The 15,620-nt window shown below is 69.7% G+C and carries 16 protein-coding genes; all 16 read right to left on the bottom strand.

The genetic code is table 11. The annotated features are described in order from the left end of the window. Window positions 1-77 precede the first annotated feature (77 nt). Entirely contained in the window at window positions 78-1,235 is a 1,158-nt protein-coding gene (dprA, locus tag BJ970_RS15105; protein ID WP_184726848.1) for a DNA-processing protein DprA, read from the bottom strand. Then, on the bottom strand, window positions 1,235-2,752 hold the full coding sequence (locus tag BJ970_RS15100) for a YifB family Mg chelatase-like AAA ATPase (protein ID WP_184726847.1): 1,518 nt from the start codon (window positions 2,750-2,752) through the stop codon (window positions 1,235-1,237). The genes dprA and BJ970_RS15100 overlap by 1 nt, the downstream gene beginning before the upstream one ends. Then, window positions 2,753-3,154, bottom strand: coding sequence for a YraN family protein (locus BJ970_RS15095; RefSeq protein WP_184726846.1), 402 nt, complete (start codon window positions 3,152-3,154; stop codon window positions 2,753-2,755). It lies immediately after the preceding gene. 355 nt (window positions 3,155-3,509) lie between these two features. Then, window positions 3,510-3,833: a DUF2469 domain-containing protein gene (locus tag BJ970_RS15090; protein WP_009943624.1), complete on the bottom strand. Its 324-nt coding sequence runs from the start codon at window positions 3,831-3,833 to the stop codon at window positions 3,510-3,512. A 33-nt stretch (window positions 3,834-3,866) separates the two neighbouring features. After that, complete coding sequence (locus BJ970_RS15085; RefSeq protein WP_184726845.1) at window positions 3,867-4,619, bottom strand: ribonuclease HII; 753 nt, start codon at window positions 4,617-4,619, stop codon at window positions 3,867-3,869. 7 nt (window positions 4,620-4,626) lie between these two features. After that, on the bottom strand, window positions 4,627-5,541 hold the full coding sequence (gene lepB / locus BJ970_RS15080) for a signal peptidase I (RefSeq protein WP_184726844.1): 915 nt from the start codon (window positions 5,539-5,541) through the stop codon (window positions 4,627-4,629). A 305-nt stretch (window positions 5,542-5,846) separates the two neighbouring features. Then, a complete protein-coding gene (gene rplS, locus BJ970_RS15075) occupies window positions 5,847-6,206 on the bottom strand; it encodes a 50S ribosomal protein L19 (protein ID WP_184726843.1) in 360 nt (119 codons plus the stop codon). A 193-nt stretch (window positions 6,207-6,399) separates the two neighbouring features. Continuing rightward, window positions 6,400-7,194, bottom strand: coding sequence for a tRNA (guanosine(37)-N1)-methyltransferase TrmD (gene trmD, locus BJ970_RS15070; protein WP_184726842.1), 795 nt, complete (start codon window positions 7,192-7,194; stop codon window positions 6,400-6,402). A gap of 70 nt (window positions 7,195-7,264) precedes the next feature. Next, a complete protein-coding gene (gene rimM, locus BJ970_RS15065; RefSeq protein ID WP_184726841.1) occupies window positions 7,265-7,804 on the bottom strand; it encodes a ribosome maturation factor RimM in 540 nt (179 codons plus the stop codon). Between the two features lie 8 nt (window positions 7,805-7,812). Beyond that, on the bottom strand, window positions 7,813-8,052 hold the full coding sequence (locus tag BJ970_RS15060; RefSeq protein WP_010305954.1) for an RNA-binding protein: 240 nt from the start codon (window positions 8,050-8,052) through the stop codon (window positions 7,813-7,815). Next, entirely contained in the window at window positions 8,049-8,489 is a 441-nt protein-coding gene (gene rpsP / locus BJ970_RS15055; protein WP_184726840.1) for a 30S ribosomal protein S16, read from the bottom strand. Before rpsP ends, BJ970_RS15060 begins: the two co-directional genes overlap by 4 nt. 190 nt (window positions 8,490-8,679) lie before the next feature. Next, complete coding sequence (locus BJ970_RS15050) at window positions 8,680-9,435, bottom strand: CPBP family intramembrane glutamic endopeptidase (protein WP_184726839.1); 756 nt, start codon at window positions 9,433-9,435, stop codon at window positions 8,680-8,682. Window positions 9,436-9,544: 109 nt separating this feature from the next. After that, window positions 9,545-10,399, bottom strand: a complete 855-nt coding sequence (locus BJ970_RS15045; protein WP_184726838.1) for a CPBP family intramembrane glutamic endopeptidase — start codon at window positions 10,397-10,399, stop codon at window positions 9,545-9,547. 273 nt (window positions 10,400-10,672) lie between these two features. Next, window positions 10,673-11,746, bottom strand: coding sequence for a metal-dependent hydrolase family protein (locus BJ970_RS15040; protein ID WP_184726837.1), 1,074 nt, complete (start codon window positions 11,744-11,746; stop codon window positions 10,673-10,675). Further along, entirely contained in the window at window positions 11,743-13,287 is a 1,545-nt protein-coding gene (gene ffh, locus BJ970_RS15035; RefSeq protein ID WP_184726836.1) for a signal recognition particle protein, read from the bottom strand. Before ffh ends, BJ970_RS15040 begins: the two co-directional genes overlap by 4 nt. Window positions 13,288-13,672: 385 nt before the next feature. After that, complete coding sequence (locus tag BJ970_RS15030; RefSeq protein ID WP_184726835.1) at window positions 13,673-15,400, bottom strand: DEAD/DEAH box helicase; 1,728 nt, start codon at window positions 15,398-15,400, stop codon at window positions 13,673-13,675. Window positions 15,401-15,620: the final 220 nt, after the last annotated feature.

Below are 15,620 nucleotides of genomic sequence, written 5' to 3'. Positions count from 1 at the left end.
AATCGGCTTGCACAGCGAAGAATGCGCAGGCAAATCCGAGGTGCCGGGCCCGGGGCCGTCACCATGCTGTCGCTCGCTCACTCCGTTGCCGACCACCCCCGTTCGGACCGGGCCACGAACCCGGCCAGTTCGAGCTCCGGCAGCAAGGCCCGGACTTTGCCCAGCGGTAGTCCCGAATCCCGCGCCAGCTCGTCCGGGCTCGCGCAATCCATGCCGACCAGCGCATCGTGCAGGCGACGCGCGTGCGGGTGCAGTTCGTCGGTTCGGCGGTGCTGGGCGGGAAGTTCGACCGACGACTGTGCGCCGAGCGGAGTCAGCGCCTCGACGACGTCCTGGGTGCGGGTGACCAGCACGGCCTGGCCGGACCGGACCATCCCGTGGCATCCCACCGAGTTCTTCGATGTCACGGGGCCCGGCACGGCCAACACGGGACGCCCCAAGGCATCGGCGGTGTTCGCGGTATTGGCGGCGCCGCTGCGAGCCCCGGCCTCGACCACCACGGTAGCGCGACCGGCCGAGGCGATCAGCCTGTTACGAACCAGAAAACGATGCTTGCGCGGCGGTGTGCCGGGCGGGTACTCGCTGACGACGACGCCTTGGTCGGCGATGGCGCGGAGCAATCTGCCGTGGCCTGCCGGGTAATCGACGTCGACACCGCAGGCCAGGAACGCCACCGTCAGGCCGCCCGCCGCGAGCGCACCCCGGTGCGCAGCCCCGTCGATCCCGTACGCGGCCCCGGAGACGACCGTGAATCCCGCCGTCGAGAGTCCGTGGCCGAACTCCGCCGCCACGTGCTCCCCATAGCCCGACGCGGCTCTGGCACCGACGACGGCCACCGCGCGTTCCGCCGCGTCGCCCAGCCCGGCCTTGCCGCGGACCCACAGCGCGATCGGTTCGGCCATCCCCGGTAGCTCGACCGTTCGCGCCCCGGACAAGCAGGCGAACGCCTCGTGCGGCCACTCGGGATCCTCCGGCACGACAAGTCGAGCACCGGCGGCCTCGGAAGCCGACAACAGCTGTTCGCCGGAGACGTGCGCGCGCCGCGCCTCCACCTCTGCGCCGACTTCCGGCGGCGCCTTGTCCCGCAGGATCAGGTCGACCGCCCGACGGGGGCCGTGCTCCGCGACGAACCCGGCCAGCGCCGGCGCGGGCGGCTCCGCAACACCGACCAGAAAAGCCCTTGCGACCAGCAACTCCTGCTTCGTCTTCTCGCCTATCGAAGCCCAGTTCGTCATCACGCCGCCCTCCTGTCCCGGAATTCCAGTGCCGCCGCCACATGCTCCGCATCCGGCTGATCGCGGCCGTCGAGATCGGCCAGCGTCCAGGCGACCCGCAGGCACCGATCGGCGCCCCGGGCCGTGATCGCGCCGACCTCCAACCCGCGATCCAGCAGCCCCGTCGACGCGGCGGGCAGCCCGAATTCGCGCCGCAGCACCGGCCCCGGCACCTCGGTGTTGGTTTGCCATCCATGCGCGGACCACCGCTCCCGCGCGGCGGACCGAGCCTGCTCCACCCGCTTGCGTACCGCCGCGGAGCCCTCCGGCTCGGCACCACTGTGGACGGTCATCGCGGTGATCGGGCGCATCCGGACGCGCAGGTCAACCCGGTCCAGCAACGGTCCGGACAGCTTGCCGAGGTACCGTCGGCGAACCTGCGGCGGGCACTGGCAGTCCAGGTCCCGAGCAGGTGCGCACGGGCACGGGTTGGTCGCCAGGACCAGCTGGAACCGCGCCGGGTAGCGCAGCGTTCCATCACGCCGCGCCAGCCGGACCTCGCCTTCCTCCAACGCCGTGCGCAGCGCCTCCAGTCGTTTCGATCCCAACTCGCATGCCTCGTCTAGCAGCAGCACCCCGCGGTGCGCGCTGCTGACCGCACCCGGTCGGGCCAACCCGGTGCCGCCGCCGACCAGGGCCGGGATCGACAGCGAGGGGTGCGGTGCCACGAACGGCGGCGTCCGGATCAGCGCAGCCGATTCGGGCAAGTCGCCGGCCACCGAACGGATCGCGGTGACCTCCAGCGCCTCCGCCGCCGTCAGGCTCGGCAACAACCCGCACAACCGCTTGGCCAGCATCGTCTTGCCGGTGCCCGGCGGCCCGACCATCAGCAGGTGATGACCACCCGCCGCGGCCACCTCCAAGGCCCATCTCGCCTCCGGCTGGCCTAGCACGTCGGAGAGGTCTGGCACGTCGTCGGCCGGTGGCTCGTCGATCGGCGGCGGCCGGCGCTCGAGCTCGGCGAGGTCACGCAGCCACGCCACCACGTCCCGCAGGTGCTCGGCTCCGAGCACCTCGATGCCCTCCACCAACTGCGCTTCGGCCAGCCCCACCACCGGAACCACCGCCCGGCGCATGCCCGCTCGACGGGCTGCTAGCAACGCCGGTAGCAACCCGCGAACCGACCGTATCCGGCCGTCCAAGGCCAGCTCGCCGAACAACACCGTGCCCGCCAGCCGGTGCGGCGGGACCAGTTCGGCCCCGGCCAGCACCGCGCAGGCCAGCGCCAGGTCGTAGGACGTGCCGGTCTTGGGCATCGCGGCCGGGGACAGCGCCAACGTCACGCAGCTCGCCGGCCAGTCCTCCCGACAGTTCTGGATCGCCGCCCGCACCCGGTTCTTCGCCTCCTGCAGGGCGGTATCGGGCAGGCCCAGGAGCTGCACGGACGGCAGACCGCCATGACGCACGTCCGCCTCGATCTCGACGAGCACGCCGTCGACCCCGAACAGCGCGACCGCCCAGGTTCGCCGCAGTGCCATCTAGAACGCCCCCTCCAGATGCTTGATGCACGGCCGCTTGCCCGGTGGCCACAGCACCGACACGACGTCGAACCGCACCCGGCAACCCACCAGGTCACGCGCGGCCAGCCAGGACCGCGCCACACCCCGGATCCGGTTCATCTTCTCCGGCCCGATGGCGTAGATCGGTCCGCCGTAGTCGACACCGGAACGCGCCTTGACCTCGCAGCACACCACGGTGTCGCCGTCGGTGGCGACGATGTCGAGTTCTCCTTGCGGGCATTGCCAATTCCGGTCCAGCACGGTCAGGCCGCGGCGTTCCAGGAGCGCGGCCGCCAGCCGCTCCCCTTCGACGCCCAACGCGTGTCTGCGGCCCCTGGTGTCGTCATCGGACAGCTGACCCACGACCTTTTTCCGGCGCACGGCGTCCTCCTCGGTTCGGCATTCGGGTATCCATGCCGGTCCGCCGGGAGCACGTGAGAGAGTTTCACCAAGTGCGCCAACGGATCCGGGCACGTCGATACCTCCAACGTGCCCGGGATCGACAGCAATCTCTAGTACCGATCGGAAATCTGTGGAGTAAGCGGTCCCCTGTGGACAACTCAGCTCACCCGGACGGGTCGGAACGATTCGCAAATGCCTGCACTCACCGCGAGGCAAACGCGCTCAATCGCATTCCGACATCACGATGCGGCGCAATCTGCCGCGTGCGGCACTACTGCGCAAAAAAGCTCGGGCGGTCGGAATTCGACCGCCCGAGCCGCTTCGACGCCCCAGATCAGGAACCGAACGGGCCGCTCTCCGGCAGCCGGAGATCCGGTTTGTCCAGCTCCTCCACGTTGACGTCCTTGAACGTGATCACCCGCACGTTCTTGACGAACCGTGCCGGTCGGTACATGTCCCACACCCATGCGTCCGACATCGCCACCTCGAAGTAGACCTCCGAGTCGGAGTTACGCACCTGGACGTCCACCGCATTGGCCAGGTAGAAGCGCCGTTCGGTCTCCACGACATAGGTGAACTGCCCGACGATGTCGCGGTACTCCTTGTAGAGCTGCAGCTCCATCTCGGTCTCGTACTTTTCGAGATCCTCGGCGCTCATCGCTGTGCGAGCCCTTCTGCATTGCCGTTCGGACTACAACGCCTCATTGTCCACCACATCCCCGTCAGAAGCATCGAACAAGCCGGGCTTGCTGGTCACGGTTCGCGGCGAACGCATCCCGTGCCGCTGCGCCGCGGCCACCACGTTCACGTAGGACCAGCGGTGTTCGGCGCAGGGACCGAACCGCGTCAGCCGGGCCGAGTGCACCGGCGTGCTGTACCCCTTGTGCTCGTCGAACCCATAGTCCGGGAAGTCGACGTGCAGCTCAGCGGTCATCAGCCGGTCGCGGGTCACCTTCGCGAGCACCGACGCGGCGGCCACGCAGGCCGCCACCAGGTCGCCCTTCACCACCGCCACGCTGGGCGAGGCGAGCCCCGGCACCCGGAAGCCGTCGGTGAGCACGTAGCCGGGGTGCGTGTTGAGCTGCGCGACCGCGCGCCGCATGCCCTCCAGGTTCGCCACGTGGATGCCGAGGGCGTCGACGTCCTCGGCGGAGATCACGATGGTGGACCAGCCCAGCGCCCATTGGGTGATGCGGTCGAACAAACGTTCCCGATCCGCCTCCGAAAGCACCTTAGAATCCGTCAGCCCGTCGAACCGCCGCGCGTCCCCGGGTTTGAGCACGCACGCGGCCACCACGAGCGGACCCGCGCACGCGCCGCGCCCGGCTTCGTCCACACCTGCCACCGGCCCGAGTCCCCGGCGGTCCAACGCGCTCTGGAGGGCCCAGTTACCACTGCTGCGCCGGATCACCGACCTCGGCGGCCGGAACTCCGCCACCGTCACGTCGACGTCACTCCGGCGACCGTCGTTTGTTCACCACACCGAGGAGCCTACGACCCAGCCACACCGTCGGGAACGCCGCGGCAAAACCGACACCCACCGGCACCCCCGTCTGCCAGCCGGGCGCGCCCAGCGCGGTGGTCTGCGGGTTCGGTTCCGGGATGCTCTGCCAGCGGGTCGGCGGCAGCACGATGACCTGCGCCTTGCCGATCACGTTGTCCAGCGGCACCGCGCCGCTGAGGCCGCCGCCGCCCTGCACGCGCGAATCGGCCGAGTCGTTGCGGTTGTCGCCCATCACCCACAGGTGCCCCGGCGGGACCGTCACCGGCTTGAACTCGTCCTGGCCAACCCCGCGGCCCGGCTCCCAGTACAGGTAGGGCTCATTGAGCGGCTTGCCGTCGACCAGCACCCGGTTCTGCGCGTCGCAGCACTCCACGGTCTGGCCGCCGACGGCGATCACCCGCTTGACGAAGTCCTTCTCGTCCGGGGCGCCGAAGCCCAGCAGCGACGCAGCGCCCTGGAAGAACTTGGCGACCGGGTTGGTGGTCTCCTCGGTCTCGAACTCGTTCTGCACCCAGGCCTGCGGGCCGCGGAACACCACCACGTCGCCCGGCTCCGGATCGCCGAACCGGTAGGTGATCTTGTCCACCAGCACCCGATCGTTGTTGCAGCCCGTGCACCCGTGCAGGGTCTGCTCCATCGACTGCGACGGGATCACGTACACCCTGGCCAGGAACGCCTGGATGAGCACCGTCAGCACGAGGGCGGTGACGATCAGGATGGGTAGCTCGCGCCAGAACGAGCCCTTCTTCTTGCCCTTGGGCTTGCGACGGCGGGAGCGGCCCCCCGACTCCTCCGGGGCACCGCTGTGGTGCTCCTCGTCGTGGGGGTCTTCTGCTGATCCGCTGCGCATGACGTCGGCCACCCGGCCAGGCTACTGGAACCACGGCGCACGCCGACGCGCTCCCCCGCCACAGGCAACCGACTCGGAGACCCGAGGAGACCGCTGTGACGTGCTCTTTTCCGCTATATCCGATTCGCCTGGGCGGCGCATTGAAGATCGGACGGGGCGGCGATCACTCAAAGGTGGAGCATTCCGCTCTCGGCGTTCGCGCGCGTCGCCCGCCGGGAATCCGGGCAAAACGCCCGCCTGTCCGGGTTGCCGGATATGCGGAACGGCCCAGATGCGAGCGCACCTGGGCCGTTCGGTGGTTCCGCGTAGATCGTCGATCAGGAAGCCGGCGCGGTCTCGCGCTTTTCCTTGATCTTCGCCTTCTTGCCGCGCAGCTCGCGCAGGTAGTACAGCTTCGCCCGCCGAACGTCACCGCGCGACGCGACCTCGATCTGCGCGATGTTCGGGGTGTGCACCGGGAACGTCCGCTCCACACCGACACCGAAGGAAATCTTGCGCACGGTGAAGGTCTCCCGGATGCCATCGCCTTGCCGGCGGATGACCACGCCTTGGAAGACCTGGATCCGCTCGCGCGAACCCTCGATGACGCGGACGTGGACCTTCAGCGTGTCGCCAGGCCGGAAGGCCGGAATGTCGGAACGCAACGACTGGGCGTCCAGCGCGTCCAGGGTGTTCATCGGTGGTCCGTCCTCATCCGTGTCGAAGGCACCCGTGTTCTCGCATGTCGATGACCCAACCCAATTGATGGGCACCGCCTGACACGGGATGAACTTGCTTGTGCGCACGCCGAACCTGCCGTTCGGCTGCATCAACCGTTCCAGTGTGCCAGATCCGCTTTTCGACGTCTGAACCGCCCCCACCGACGCGGGGTCAACGCGGCGCGTCTCCGGCATCCCGGGACTCGTCGGAATGCTCCGACTCGCGCAGCTTATCGAGTTGTGCGCGGTCGGCCGCGTCCAGGGTCCCCGTCGGCAGCGCGGCCAGCAGGTCCGGGCGCCGCCGGTAAGTCCGGGCCAGCGCCTGATCGCGGCGCCAGCGGGCGATCGCGGCGTGGTTTCCGGAGCGCAGCACGTCGGGCACGGCGTGCCCGCGCCACACCTCGGGCCGGGTGTAGCAGGGGCCTTCGAGCAGCCCGTCGGAGAACGAGTCCTGCTCGGCCGACAGCGGGTTGCCCAGCACGCCGGGCAGCAGCCGGGCCACCGCCTCGATCATGACCAGCGCGGCGACCTCGCCGCCGACCAGCACGTAGTCGCCGATGGAGACCTCTTCCACCGGCATCCGGGTCGCGGCGTCGTCGATCACCCGCTGGTCGATGCCCTCGTAGCGGCCGCAGGCGAACACCAGCCACGGCTCGGCGGACCAGCGGATCGCGGTGCGCTGGTCGAACGGCCGTCCGGCCGGGGTCGGCACCACCAGCCGCGGCACCGGGGTTTGCGCGGTACCGCAAACGGCGTCCAGCGCCTCGCCCCAGACGTCCGGCTTCATCACCATGCCGGGGCCGCCGCCGTACGGGCTGTCATCCACCGCCCGGTGCACGTCGTGCGTCCAGTTCCGCAGGTCGTGCACGCCGACCGCGATCCGGTCGCGCTCGATGGCCTTGCCCAGCAGCGCTTCCCGCAGCGGGGCCAAGTAGTCAGGGAAGATCGTGATGACGTCGATGCGCATGGGGCCCTCGAAATGGAAACACCCCCGCCGGACGGCGAGGGCGGTTTTGCTCGCTGTTGCCGGTCCGGCGTTACTCCGCGTCGAGCAACCCTTCCGGCGGGTCTACGACGAGGCGGCCGGCGGCGAGATCGACCTCGGGGACGATCTCGGCCACGAACGGCACCAGGACCTCCCGGCCATCGTCGGTGCGCACGGCCAGCAGTTCCCCGGCGGGCGTGTGCAGCACTTCCTGCACCGCACCCACCGCGGCACCGGAGACCTGCACCACCAGCAGGCCGATGAGCTCGTGGTCGTGGAATTCGTCCGGGTCGCCGGTCGGTTCGAGGACGTCGGAGCGGACCGTGAGCAGCACGCCGCGCAGCTCCTCGGCGGCCTCCCGGCCCTCGACGCCCGCCGCGCGCACGAGCAGCCGCCCGGCGTGCTGCCGGGCGGCTGTCACCGTCAGGTTCTGCGCGCGGACCACCCCGCGCCGCTGGACCCCGAGCACCGAGCCGGGAGCGAACCGCAGCTCCGGGCTGTCGGTGAGCACCTCGACGACAAGCTCCCCCCGCACGCCGTGCGGCCGGACGACGCGACCGACAGCGAGGATTTGCGGCTCGGACTCGCTCATGATCATGTTCAGCGGTCGGTGTCCACCACGTCGACCCGGATACCGCGACCGCCGATGCCGGACATCACAGTGCGCAGCGCGGTCGCGGTGCGCCCACCGCGACCGATGACCTTGCCCAGGTCGTCCGGGTTCACGTGCACCTCAAGGGTGCGACCGCGCCGGGTCGTGAGCAGCTGTACGCGGACATCGTCGGGGTTGTCGACGATGCCGCGCACCAGGTGTTCAAGCGCGTCCGCGAGGACTGTCACGCCTGACCTTCCTCGGACTTCTGCTCTTCAGCCGTGTCCTCGGCCTTCTTCGCACCCTTCTTCTTCGGGGTGGTGGCCTCGGTGGTGGGCTCCTCGCCGGCCGCGGCCAGCGCGGCCTCGAACAGCTCCTGCTTGCTCGGCTTCGGCGGGGCGACCTGCAGACGCCCCTCGGCACCGGGCAGGCCCTTGAACTTCTGCCAGTCGCCGGTGATCTCCAGGATGTTGCGCACCGGTTCGGTCGGCTGCGCGCCGACGCCCAGCCAGTACTGCACCCGCTCCGAGTTGACGACGATGCCGCTCGGGTTCTCCTTCGGGTGGTACTGCCCGATCGTCTCGATGGCCCGGCCGTTGCGGCGGGTCCGGGCGTCGGCGACGACGATGCGGTAGTGCGGCTCGCGGATCTTGCCGATCCGCGCGAGCTTGATCTTCACAGCCACGGGTGCTGGTGCTCCTCAGACTCTCGTTCGTGCTCCGGTGAACATGCCAAGCCGTGTGGGGCAGCGGAGTGGAATGCTCGTAGGTCAATCGGCCACGAGCGGTGAGAGGGACCCCTCGCGGCGAACAGCATCCCATTCTGCCAGATACCGCGAACCCCGAAAGCTTGCGGGGCCGGTTCGCCCGCCGGGCTCAGGTCGGTAGCAACCCCAGGGAGATCAGCAACAACCCCAGCGCCGGCAGGAAGTTGTTCACCTGGTGCGCGACCACGCTCGCGGTCAGCCTTCCGGTCACCATCCGGGCCACGCCGATCGGGATGGCGATCACCAGCAGCAGAGCGGTTCGGTTCGGCTCCAAGTGACCGATCGCGAACACCGCGGTGCTGAGCACGAACACGTTCAGCTGGCTCCACCGGAGCCGTTCCATCGCGCCCCAGAGCAGCCCGCGGTAGAGCAATTCCTCGCACAGCGGCGCCACCAACCAGATGTGCAGGAAGATCACCACCGCCAGCGCCGGCGGCAACTGCACGCCGTCGAGCAGGCTGCTCACAGTGGACTGCCCATCTCCCGGCCCCATCCAGCGGATCCACAGCATCGAGGCGATGGTCGTCGTGACCAGGCCGATACCCCCGATCGCCAGGCCGGTGGTGACGTCCGACCAGTGCCATTCGAGGCCGAAGTCGAGCCGCGGGCCGTTGCCGCGCACCAGGGTGATGACCACCGCCACCGCGCCGGCCAGCACGGTCGGCAGCACCAGCATCAGGACCATCGCCATGCCGTCCGGGCTGCCCAGCGCGGCGGCCAGCGTCACCGAAACCAGCACGAAGATCGCCTGCGCGAAGAAGAACGCGCCGAGCCCCCAGCGATGGGTCCGGCCCAGTGCGGGTTCCGGCGGGTTGGGCGGCAGCGGCGCGTTCCCGGCGCGATCTGGCTTTTGCGGTACGTTCACGGGCGCCTCCGTGGTGCCGCTAGGCGGCCACTTGCCTGGCGATGTCGACGTGCGGACACCGGCGGAGCCGCCAGGTTACCGTCGCCCGCGCGGCGGACGGCAGCGATATTCACCCGGCGACGGCGAACAACAGCAATGCAGGCAGAAAGTTGTTCGTGGCGTGGGCGATCATGCTCGCAGCCACCCGACCGGTGATCATGCGCGCAGCGCCGATCGCCAGGCCACCGACGAACAACACGGGAGTACGCCACACCTCCTGGTGAATCAGGGCGAAGATCAACGCCGTGAGCACCAGGATCGCGTATCGCGGGATTCGGTAATGCTCCAAGGCACCCCAGAGCGCACCACGCATGAGCAGTTCCTCGGTCAGCGGCGCGCCCAGGAAGGCGAACAGCGCGAACAGGAACAGCCACACGGTCCGCTCGCCCTGCATCAGCCGCGCCAGATCGCTCGCCGGCGGCGGCCCGGAGATCGCGATGATCACCATCGTCAGCGCCCAGGACCCGAGCAGCGCGACGACGCCGCAGGCCAAGCCGACTTTGAGGTCGCGCCGCTTCGGCAGGATGCCGAAGTCCGAGCGCAGGCCGTTGCCGCGCCACCACGAGAACACCGCCGGCACCAGGCCGAGCAGGATGTTCGGGGCGAAGGCCAGCAAGAGCAGCGGGCCGGTGTGCGGCGGTTTGGTGGGGTCGAACCCGCCTGCCCGCTCCGCCCGGATCGCGTGGAGGATCAGCACGGCCAGGTAGTAGCCGCCGTAACCGATGAAGAACGCGGCGAAACCCCAGGCCAGGGAGCCGCGGCGGGCAGCTTCCAGCTGCGCTTCCCAGAACCGCGGGTGCAGGTCCGGGTCGGTGCTGTCCTGCGCCGGATGCATCGGTCGCGAGAACGGCGCCGACGGCTTCGGGCCCGGTTCCCCCGGCGGTTCCGGAAACTCCGGTCGTTCCCGCTCGGGCTGCTCACCCACGCTGCGCTCCCCTCATCAACCTCAGCCTAGGCGATCACCGGGCTCGGCAGCGACGCCCGGTCCTCGCTGCCGAGCTGCACATTCGAGCGAGCAAGGTCACACCGCGAAGGCGTATCCAGTCGCCGCCATGTCTCACGAACAGGCAAGGTCTCACGAACAGGCAAGCCGCATCGGGCTTCCGGGAACAGGGTCATCCGCCACCTGAGGAAGCGATCACGCGATCCGGCCGGGTCGGGAAGGCGGCCGGAACCGACTCCATGCGCCCGATCGCGCTCAGCCGACGACGTTGCCGCGCAGGACGATGCGCTTGGGGTGGCCCAGGACCGTCAGGTCCTTGCGCGGATCCGCGTCGTAGCAGACCAGGTCGGCCGGGGCGCCGTGCTCAAGCCCGGACCAGCCCAGCCACTCACGCGCGGCCCACGACGCCGCGCCCAGGGCCTGCTCGGCCGACATCCCGACCCGGTGCAGCGCGAGCACTTCGTCGGCCAGCAAGCCGTGCGCGATACCGCCACCGGCGTCGGTGCCTGCGTACACGGGGATGCCCGCCTCGATCGCCTTGGCGACCGTCCGGTCGGCCCGCTCGTACAGATCGGTCATGTGCGCGGCGTAGGCCGGGTACCTGGTCGCAGCCGCCGCGAAGGAGGGGAAGTTCTCGACGTTGATCAAGGTCGGCACCAGCGCCGTGCCGTGCCGCGCCATCATCTCGACCGTGTCGTCGGTGAGCCCGGTGCCGTGCTCGATGCAGTCGATGCCCGCCGCGATCAGGCCGGGCAGCGCGGACTCGCCGAAGACGTGCGCGGTGACGCGGGCACCCAGGCGGTGCGCCGTCGCGATCGCCTCGGCCAGCGCCTCGTCGCTCCACAGCGGCGCGAGGTCGCCCACCGACCGGTCGATCCAGTCGCCGACGAGCTTGATCCAGCCGTCGCCGTAAGCGACCTGTTCGGCGACCGCGGCGGGCAACTGCTCCTCGTTCTCCAGCTGGTCGGCCAGGTACGGGAGGTAACGCTTGGGGCGCGCCAAGTGCTTGCCAGCTCGGATGATCCGGGGCAGGTCCGCGCGCTCCCGCAGCGGCCGGGTGTCGACCGGTGAGCCGCAGTCGCGAATCAGCAATGTTCCGGCGTCCCGGTCGGCTTCTGCCTGCGCCGCGGCCTCGTCGAGCTCCACCGGGCCGTCGGCGCCGATCCCGACATGGCAGTGCGCGTCGACCAGACCCGGCAGCACGTAGCCGCCGTCGAACACCGTCGTGGCCCCGGGCACCGGCTCCAGGCTGATCCGTCCGTCGCGGACCCACAGTTCGCGATGCACGCCGTCGGGCAGCACGACGGCGCGCAGGTGCAGCGCGGTCATTTCTTCTTGCCGAAGTTCAGCTTCGACGGGTCGAAACCGGGGGGCAGGTCGTTCATGCCGCCCTCCAGCTTGGACAGGTCTGGGCCGGAGCCCGGCATGCCCATGCCGCCCGGGGGCAGCCCGGGGAAACCGCCGGGCAGGCCGCGCATGCCCTTGGGCTGGGTCGGGCCGCGCCCCTTCTTGCCCTTCTTTCCCTTCTTGCCCTTGCGGTTCCGGCTGCCACCGCCGCCGAATCCGCCGAACTGCCCGGCCATCTGCTGCATCATCTTGCGGGCTTCGAAGAAGCGGTTGACCAGGTCGTTGATCTCGCTGATGGCCACCCCGGAACCGCGCGCGATGCGCTGCCGCCGAGACGCGTTAATGATCTTCGGATCGGCCCGCTCGGCTGGCGTCATGCCGCGGATGATGGCCTGGATGCGGTCCAGGCTCTTCTCGTCGAAGTTGGCCAGCTGGTCCTTTATCTGGCCCGCGCCCGGGAGCATGCCCAGCAGGTTCTGCAGCGGCCCCATCCGGCGGACCGCCTGCATCTGCTCCAGGAAGTCCTCCAGGGTCAGCTGGCCGGTGCCCAGCTTCTGCGCGGCCTGCTCGGCCTGCTCCTGGTCGAAGGCCTGCTCGGCCTGCTCGATGAGGGTCAGCAGGTCACCCATGCCCAGGATCCGGTTGGCCATCCGGTCCGGGTGGAAGATGTCGAAGTCTTCGAGCTTTTCGCCGCTGGAGGCGAACATGATCGGCTGGCCGGTGACCTCGCGGACCGACAGCGCGGCACCACCGCGGGCGTCGCCGTCGAGCTTGGTCAGCACCACGCCGGAGAACCCGACGCCGTCGCGGAATGCCTCGGCGGTGTTCACCGCGTCCTGACCGATCATCGCGTCCAGCACGAACAGGATCTCGTCCGGGGTGATCGCGTCCCGGATGTCGGCGGCCTGCTTCATCATTTCTTCGTCGATGCCCAGCCGGCCGGCGGTGTCGACGATGACGACGTCGTGCTGCGCGCGCCGGGCCTCGTCGAGGCTGCGGCGGGACACCCCGACCGGGTCGCCGACGCCGTTGCCGGGCTCCGGCGCGAACACCGGCACCCCGGCGCGCTCCCCGACCACCTGCAACTGGTTCACGGCGTTCGGGCGCTGCAGGTCGCAGGCGACCAGCAGCGGGGTGTGGCCCTGCCCGGCGAGCCACTTGGCGAGCTTGCCGGCCAGCGTCGTCTTACCGGAGCCCTGCAGACCCGCCAGCATGATCACGGTGGGCGGGTTCTTGGCGTACTCCAGCCGACGCGTTTCGCCCCCGAGGATGGTGACCAGTTCCTCGTTGACGATCTTGATGACCTGCTGGGCCGGGTTCAGCGCCTGCGAGACCTCGGCCCCCTTGGCGCGATCCTTGACACCCTTGATGAAGTTGCGCACCACGGGAAGCGCCACGTCGGCTTCGAGGAGGGCGATGCGGATTTCCCGCGCGGTGGCGTCGATGTCCGCGTCGGACAGCCGCCCCTTGCCGCGCAGGTTCGTCAGGACCGAAGTGAGCCGGTCGGAGAGAGTGTCGAACACGGGTTCACGGGCTCCAGAGTCGATGGATGTACCTGGGTACCTATGCGAGGGTAACCGGCCGGGCCGCCGGCCCGGAGTGGGCTGGAGAGTGTTTCAAAAGTGGTTTGCGTAGCTACGTGCCCCACCCCGAGATCCGGCGGCTGCGGGATGTCACCCGCTACCGCAGCGATCGCCGGTAGCGGAACCTCAGACGCCGCCCGGACTGCGGGATCCCCGACCTATGTATGCCCACCTAGGAAGCGCAATTCCGCAGTAGATTGCGCGGCCACCGGGTGACGGTTGCCTCGTTGTGGGTGCTCAGCGTGATCGGACGGCCGTCAATCCGGCCCGGGCGTCGCCCCGGTGGGTTGGTCGATTTCGACCAACCCACCGGTCGCTACGCCGCTCAGCTGTGTGAATAGTCCTCGCGGCGCTTGCCCCCGGCGGAACGCGACTGCGGCGAGCGTTGGCCCTTGCGGTGCGGGCGCGGCTTGTCCCGATCCCGGCCGGGGCGGCGCGGGCGGCGGTTGATGAACTCGCCATCGGCGCGGCTGATCCGCAGGCCCCGCCCGGCCACCTGGGTGGTGCGCAGCTTGCTCAGCAGCTCCTCGGGCAGATCGGCGGGCAGCTCGATCAAGGTGTGCTCGTTGCGGATGTCGATGTGCCCGATGTATTTGCTGGGCACGCCGCCCTCGTTGGCCAGCGCTCCGACCAGGGCCCGCGGGGTGACCCGGTTGCGGCGGCCGACCTCGACCCGGTAGGTCTCGGTCTCCGAGGTCGCCGATTCGAAGGACGCACCGTCGCGCCGGGACGGCGGCTCGACCGGCTCCGCGTCCAGCAGCAGCGGCCGGTCGCCCTGCGCCATGCTGGCCAGCGCCGCGGCGATCTCCGCGGCAGGCACGTCGTGGGTCCGCTCGTACTCCGCCACCAGGTCCTGGAACACCTCCAAGCCGCCCTTGGCCAGGGTGTCGGTGATGCTCTGGGCGAACTTGGCCAGCCGCCGGTCGTTGACCGCGTCGATGCTGGGCAGCTCCATCTGCTGGATGTGCTGCCGGGTGGCCCGCTCGATGGCCCGCAGCAGGTGCCGCTCGCGCGGCGAGACGAACAGGATCGCCTCCCCGCTGCGCCCGGCCCGGCCGGTGCGGCCGACGCGGTGCACGTAGGACTCGGTGTCGTGCGGGATGTCGTAATTGAGCACGTGCGAGATGCGCTCGACGTCGAGCCCGCGGGCGGCGACGTCGGTGGCCACCAGGATGTCGATCTTGCCGTCCCGGAGGTGGCCGATGGTGCGTTCCCGCTGCGCCTGCGCGATGTCGCCGTTGATCGCCGCCGCGCTGAGGCCGCGGGCCTGCAGCTTCTCCGCGAGTTCTTCCGTGAGCTGCTTGGTGCGAACGAACACGATCATCGCGTCGAACGACTCGACCTCAAGGATTCGGGTCAGCGCGTCGAGCTTGTTCGCGGCGCGCACCGGCACGTGCCGCTGGTTGATGTTGGTCGCGGTGCTGGTCTTGGTCTTGACCGAGATCTCGACCGGCTCGTTGAGATAGTTCTGGCTGATCTTGCGGATCGCGCCGGGCATGGTCGCCGAGAACAGCGCGACCTGTCGACTGGCCGGCACGGACTGCAGGATCTTCTCGACGTCCTCGATGAAGCCCATCCGCAGCATCTCGTCGGCCTCGTCGAGCACCAGGTGCTTGAGCCCGGTCAGGTCGAGCGAGCCCTTCTCCAGGTGGTCGATCAGCCGGCCGGGGGTGCCGACGACGACGTGCGCGCCGCGACGCAGGCCGCCGAGCTGCGGGCCGTAGCTGGTGCCGCCGTAGATGGGCAGCACGTGGAAGCCGGGAATATGCGCGGCGTAACGCTGGAAGGCCTCGGAAACCTGGATGGCCAGCTCGCGGGTGGGCGCGAGCACCAGGGCCTGCGGGCCGGTGGCGTCCAGGTCGAGGCGGGACAGGATGGGCAGCGCGAACGCGGCGGTCTTTCCGGTGCCGGTCTGGGCCAGGCCCAGCACGTCGCGGCCCTCCAACAGCAGCGGGATGGTCTTTTCTTGGATCGGCGACGGGGTCTCGTAGCCGATCTCGCTGAGCGTCTGGCGGACGCGGGGGTCGAGATCAAGTTCGTCGAAGGTCGACATGCTAACCGCGGGTCTCCTCGGTGGGCTCGGCAGGGGGCTGATGGATTGCGGAAACGGCCCGGCACTACCGCCCGGAGGTCCGGGGTGATCGGCGAGGCGTCGGCTCGGAAGCTCTGACCGCCGCGGGGCGCCGCTTGCGCATTTCGAACCGCGCGCTCAGCTGGACGCACACCCTGTTGCCAGTCACCCGCAGCTCGATCGTTCTCAGCCTGGCGTCGCG

Source organism: Saccharopolyspora phatthalungensis (genome assembly GCF_014203395.1).
Lineage (GTDB): Bacteria > Actinomycetota > Actinomycetes > Mycobacteriales > Pseudonocardiaceae > Saccharopolyspora > Saccharopolyspora phatthalungensis.
The sequence above is the reverse complement of the archived record's forward strand: the minus strand, read 5'-3'. Positions and strand labels throughout refer to the sequence as shown.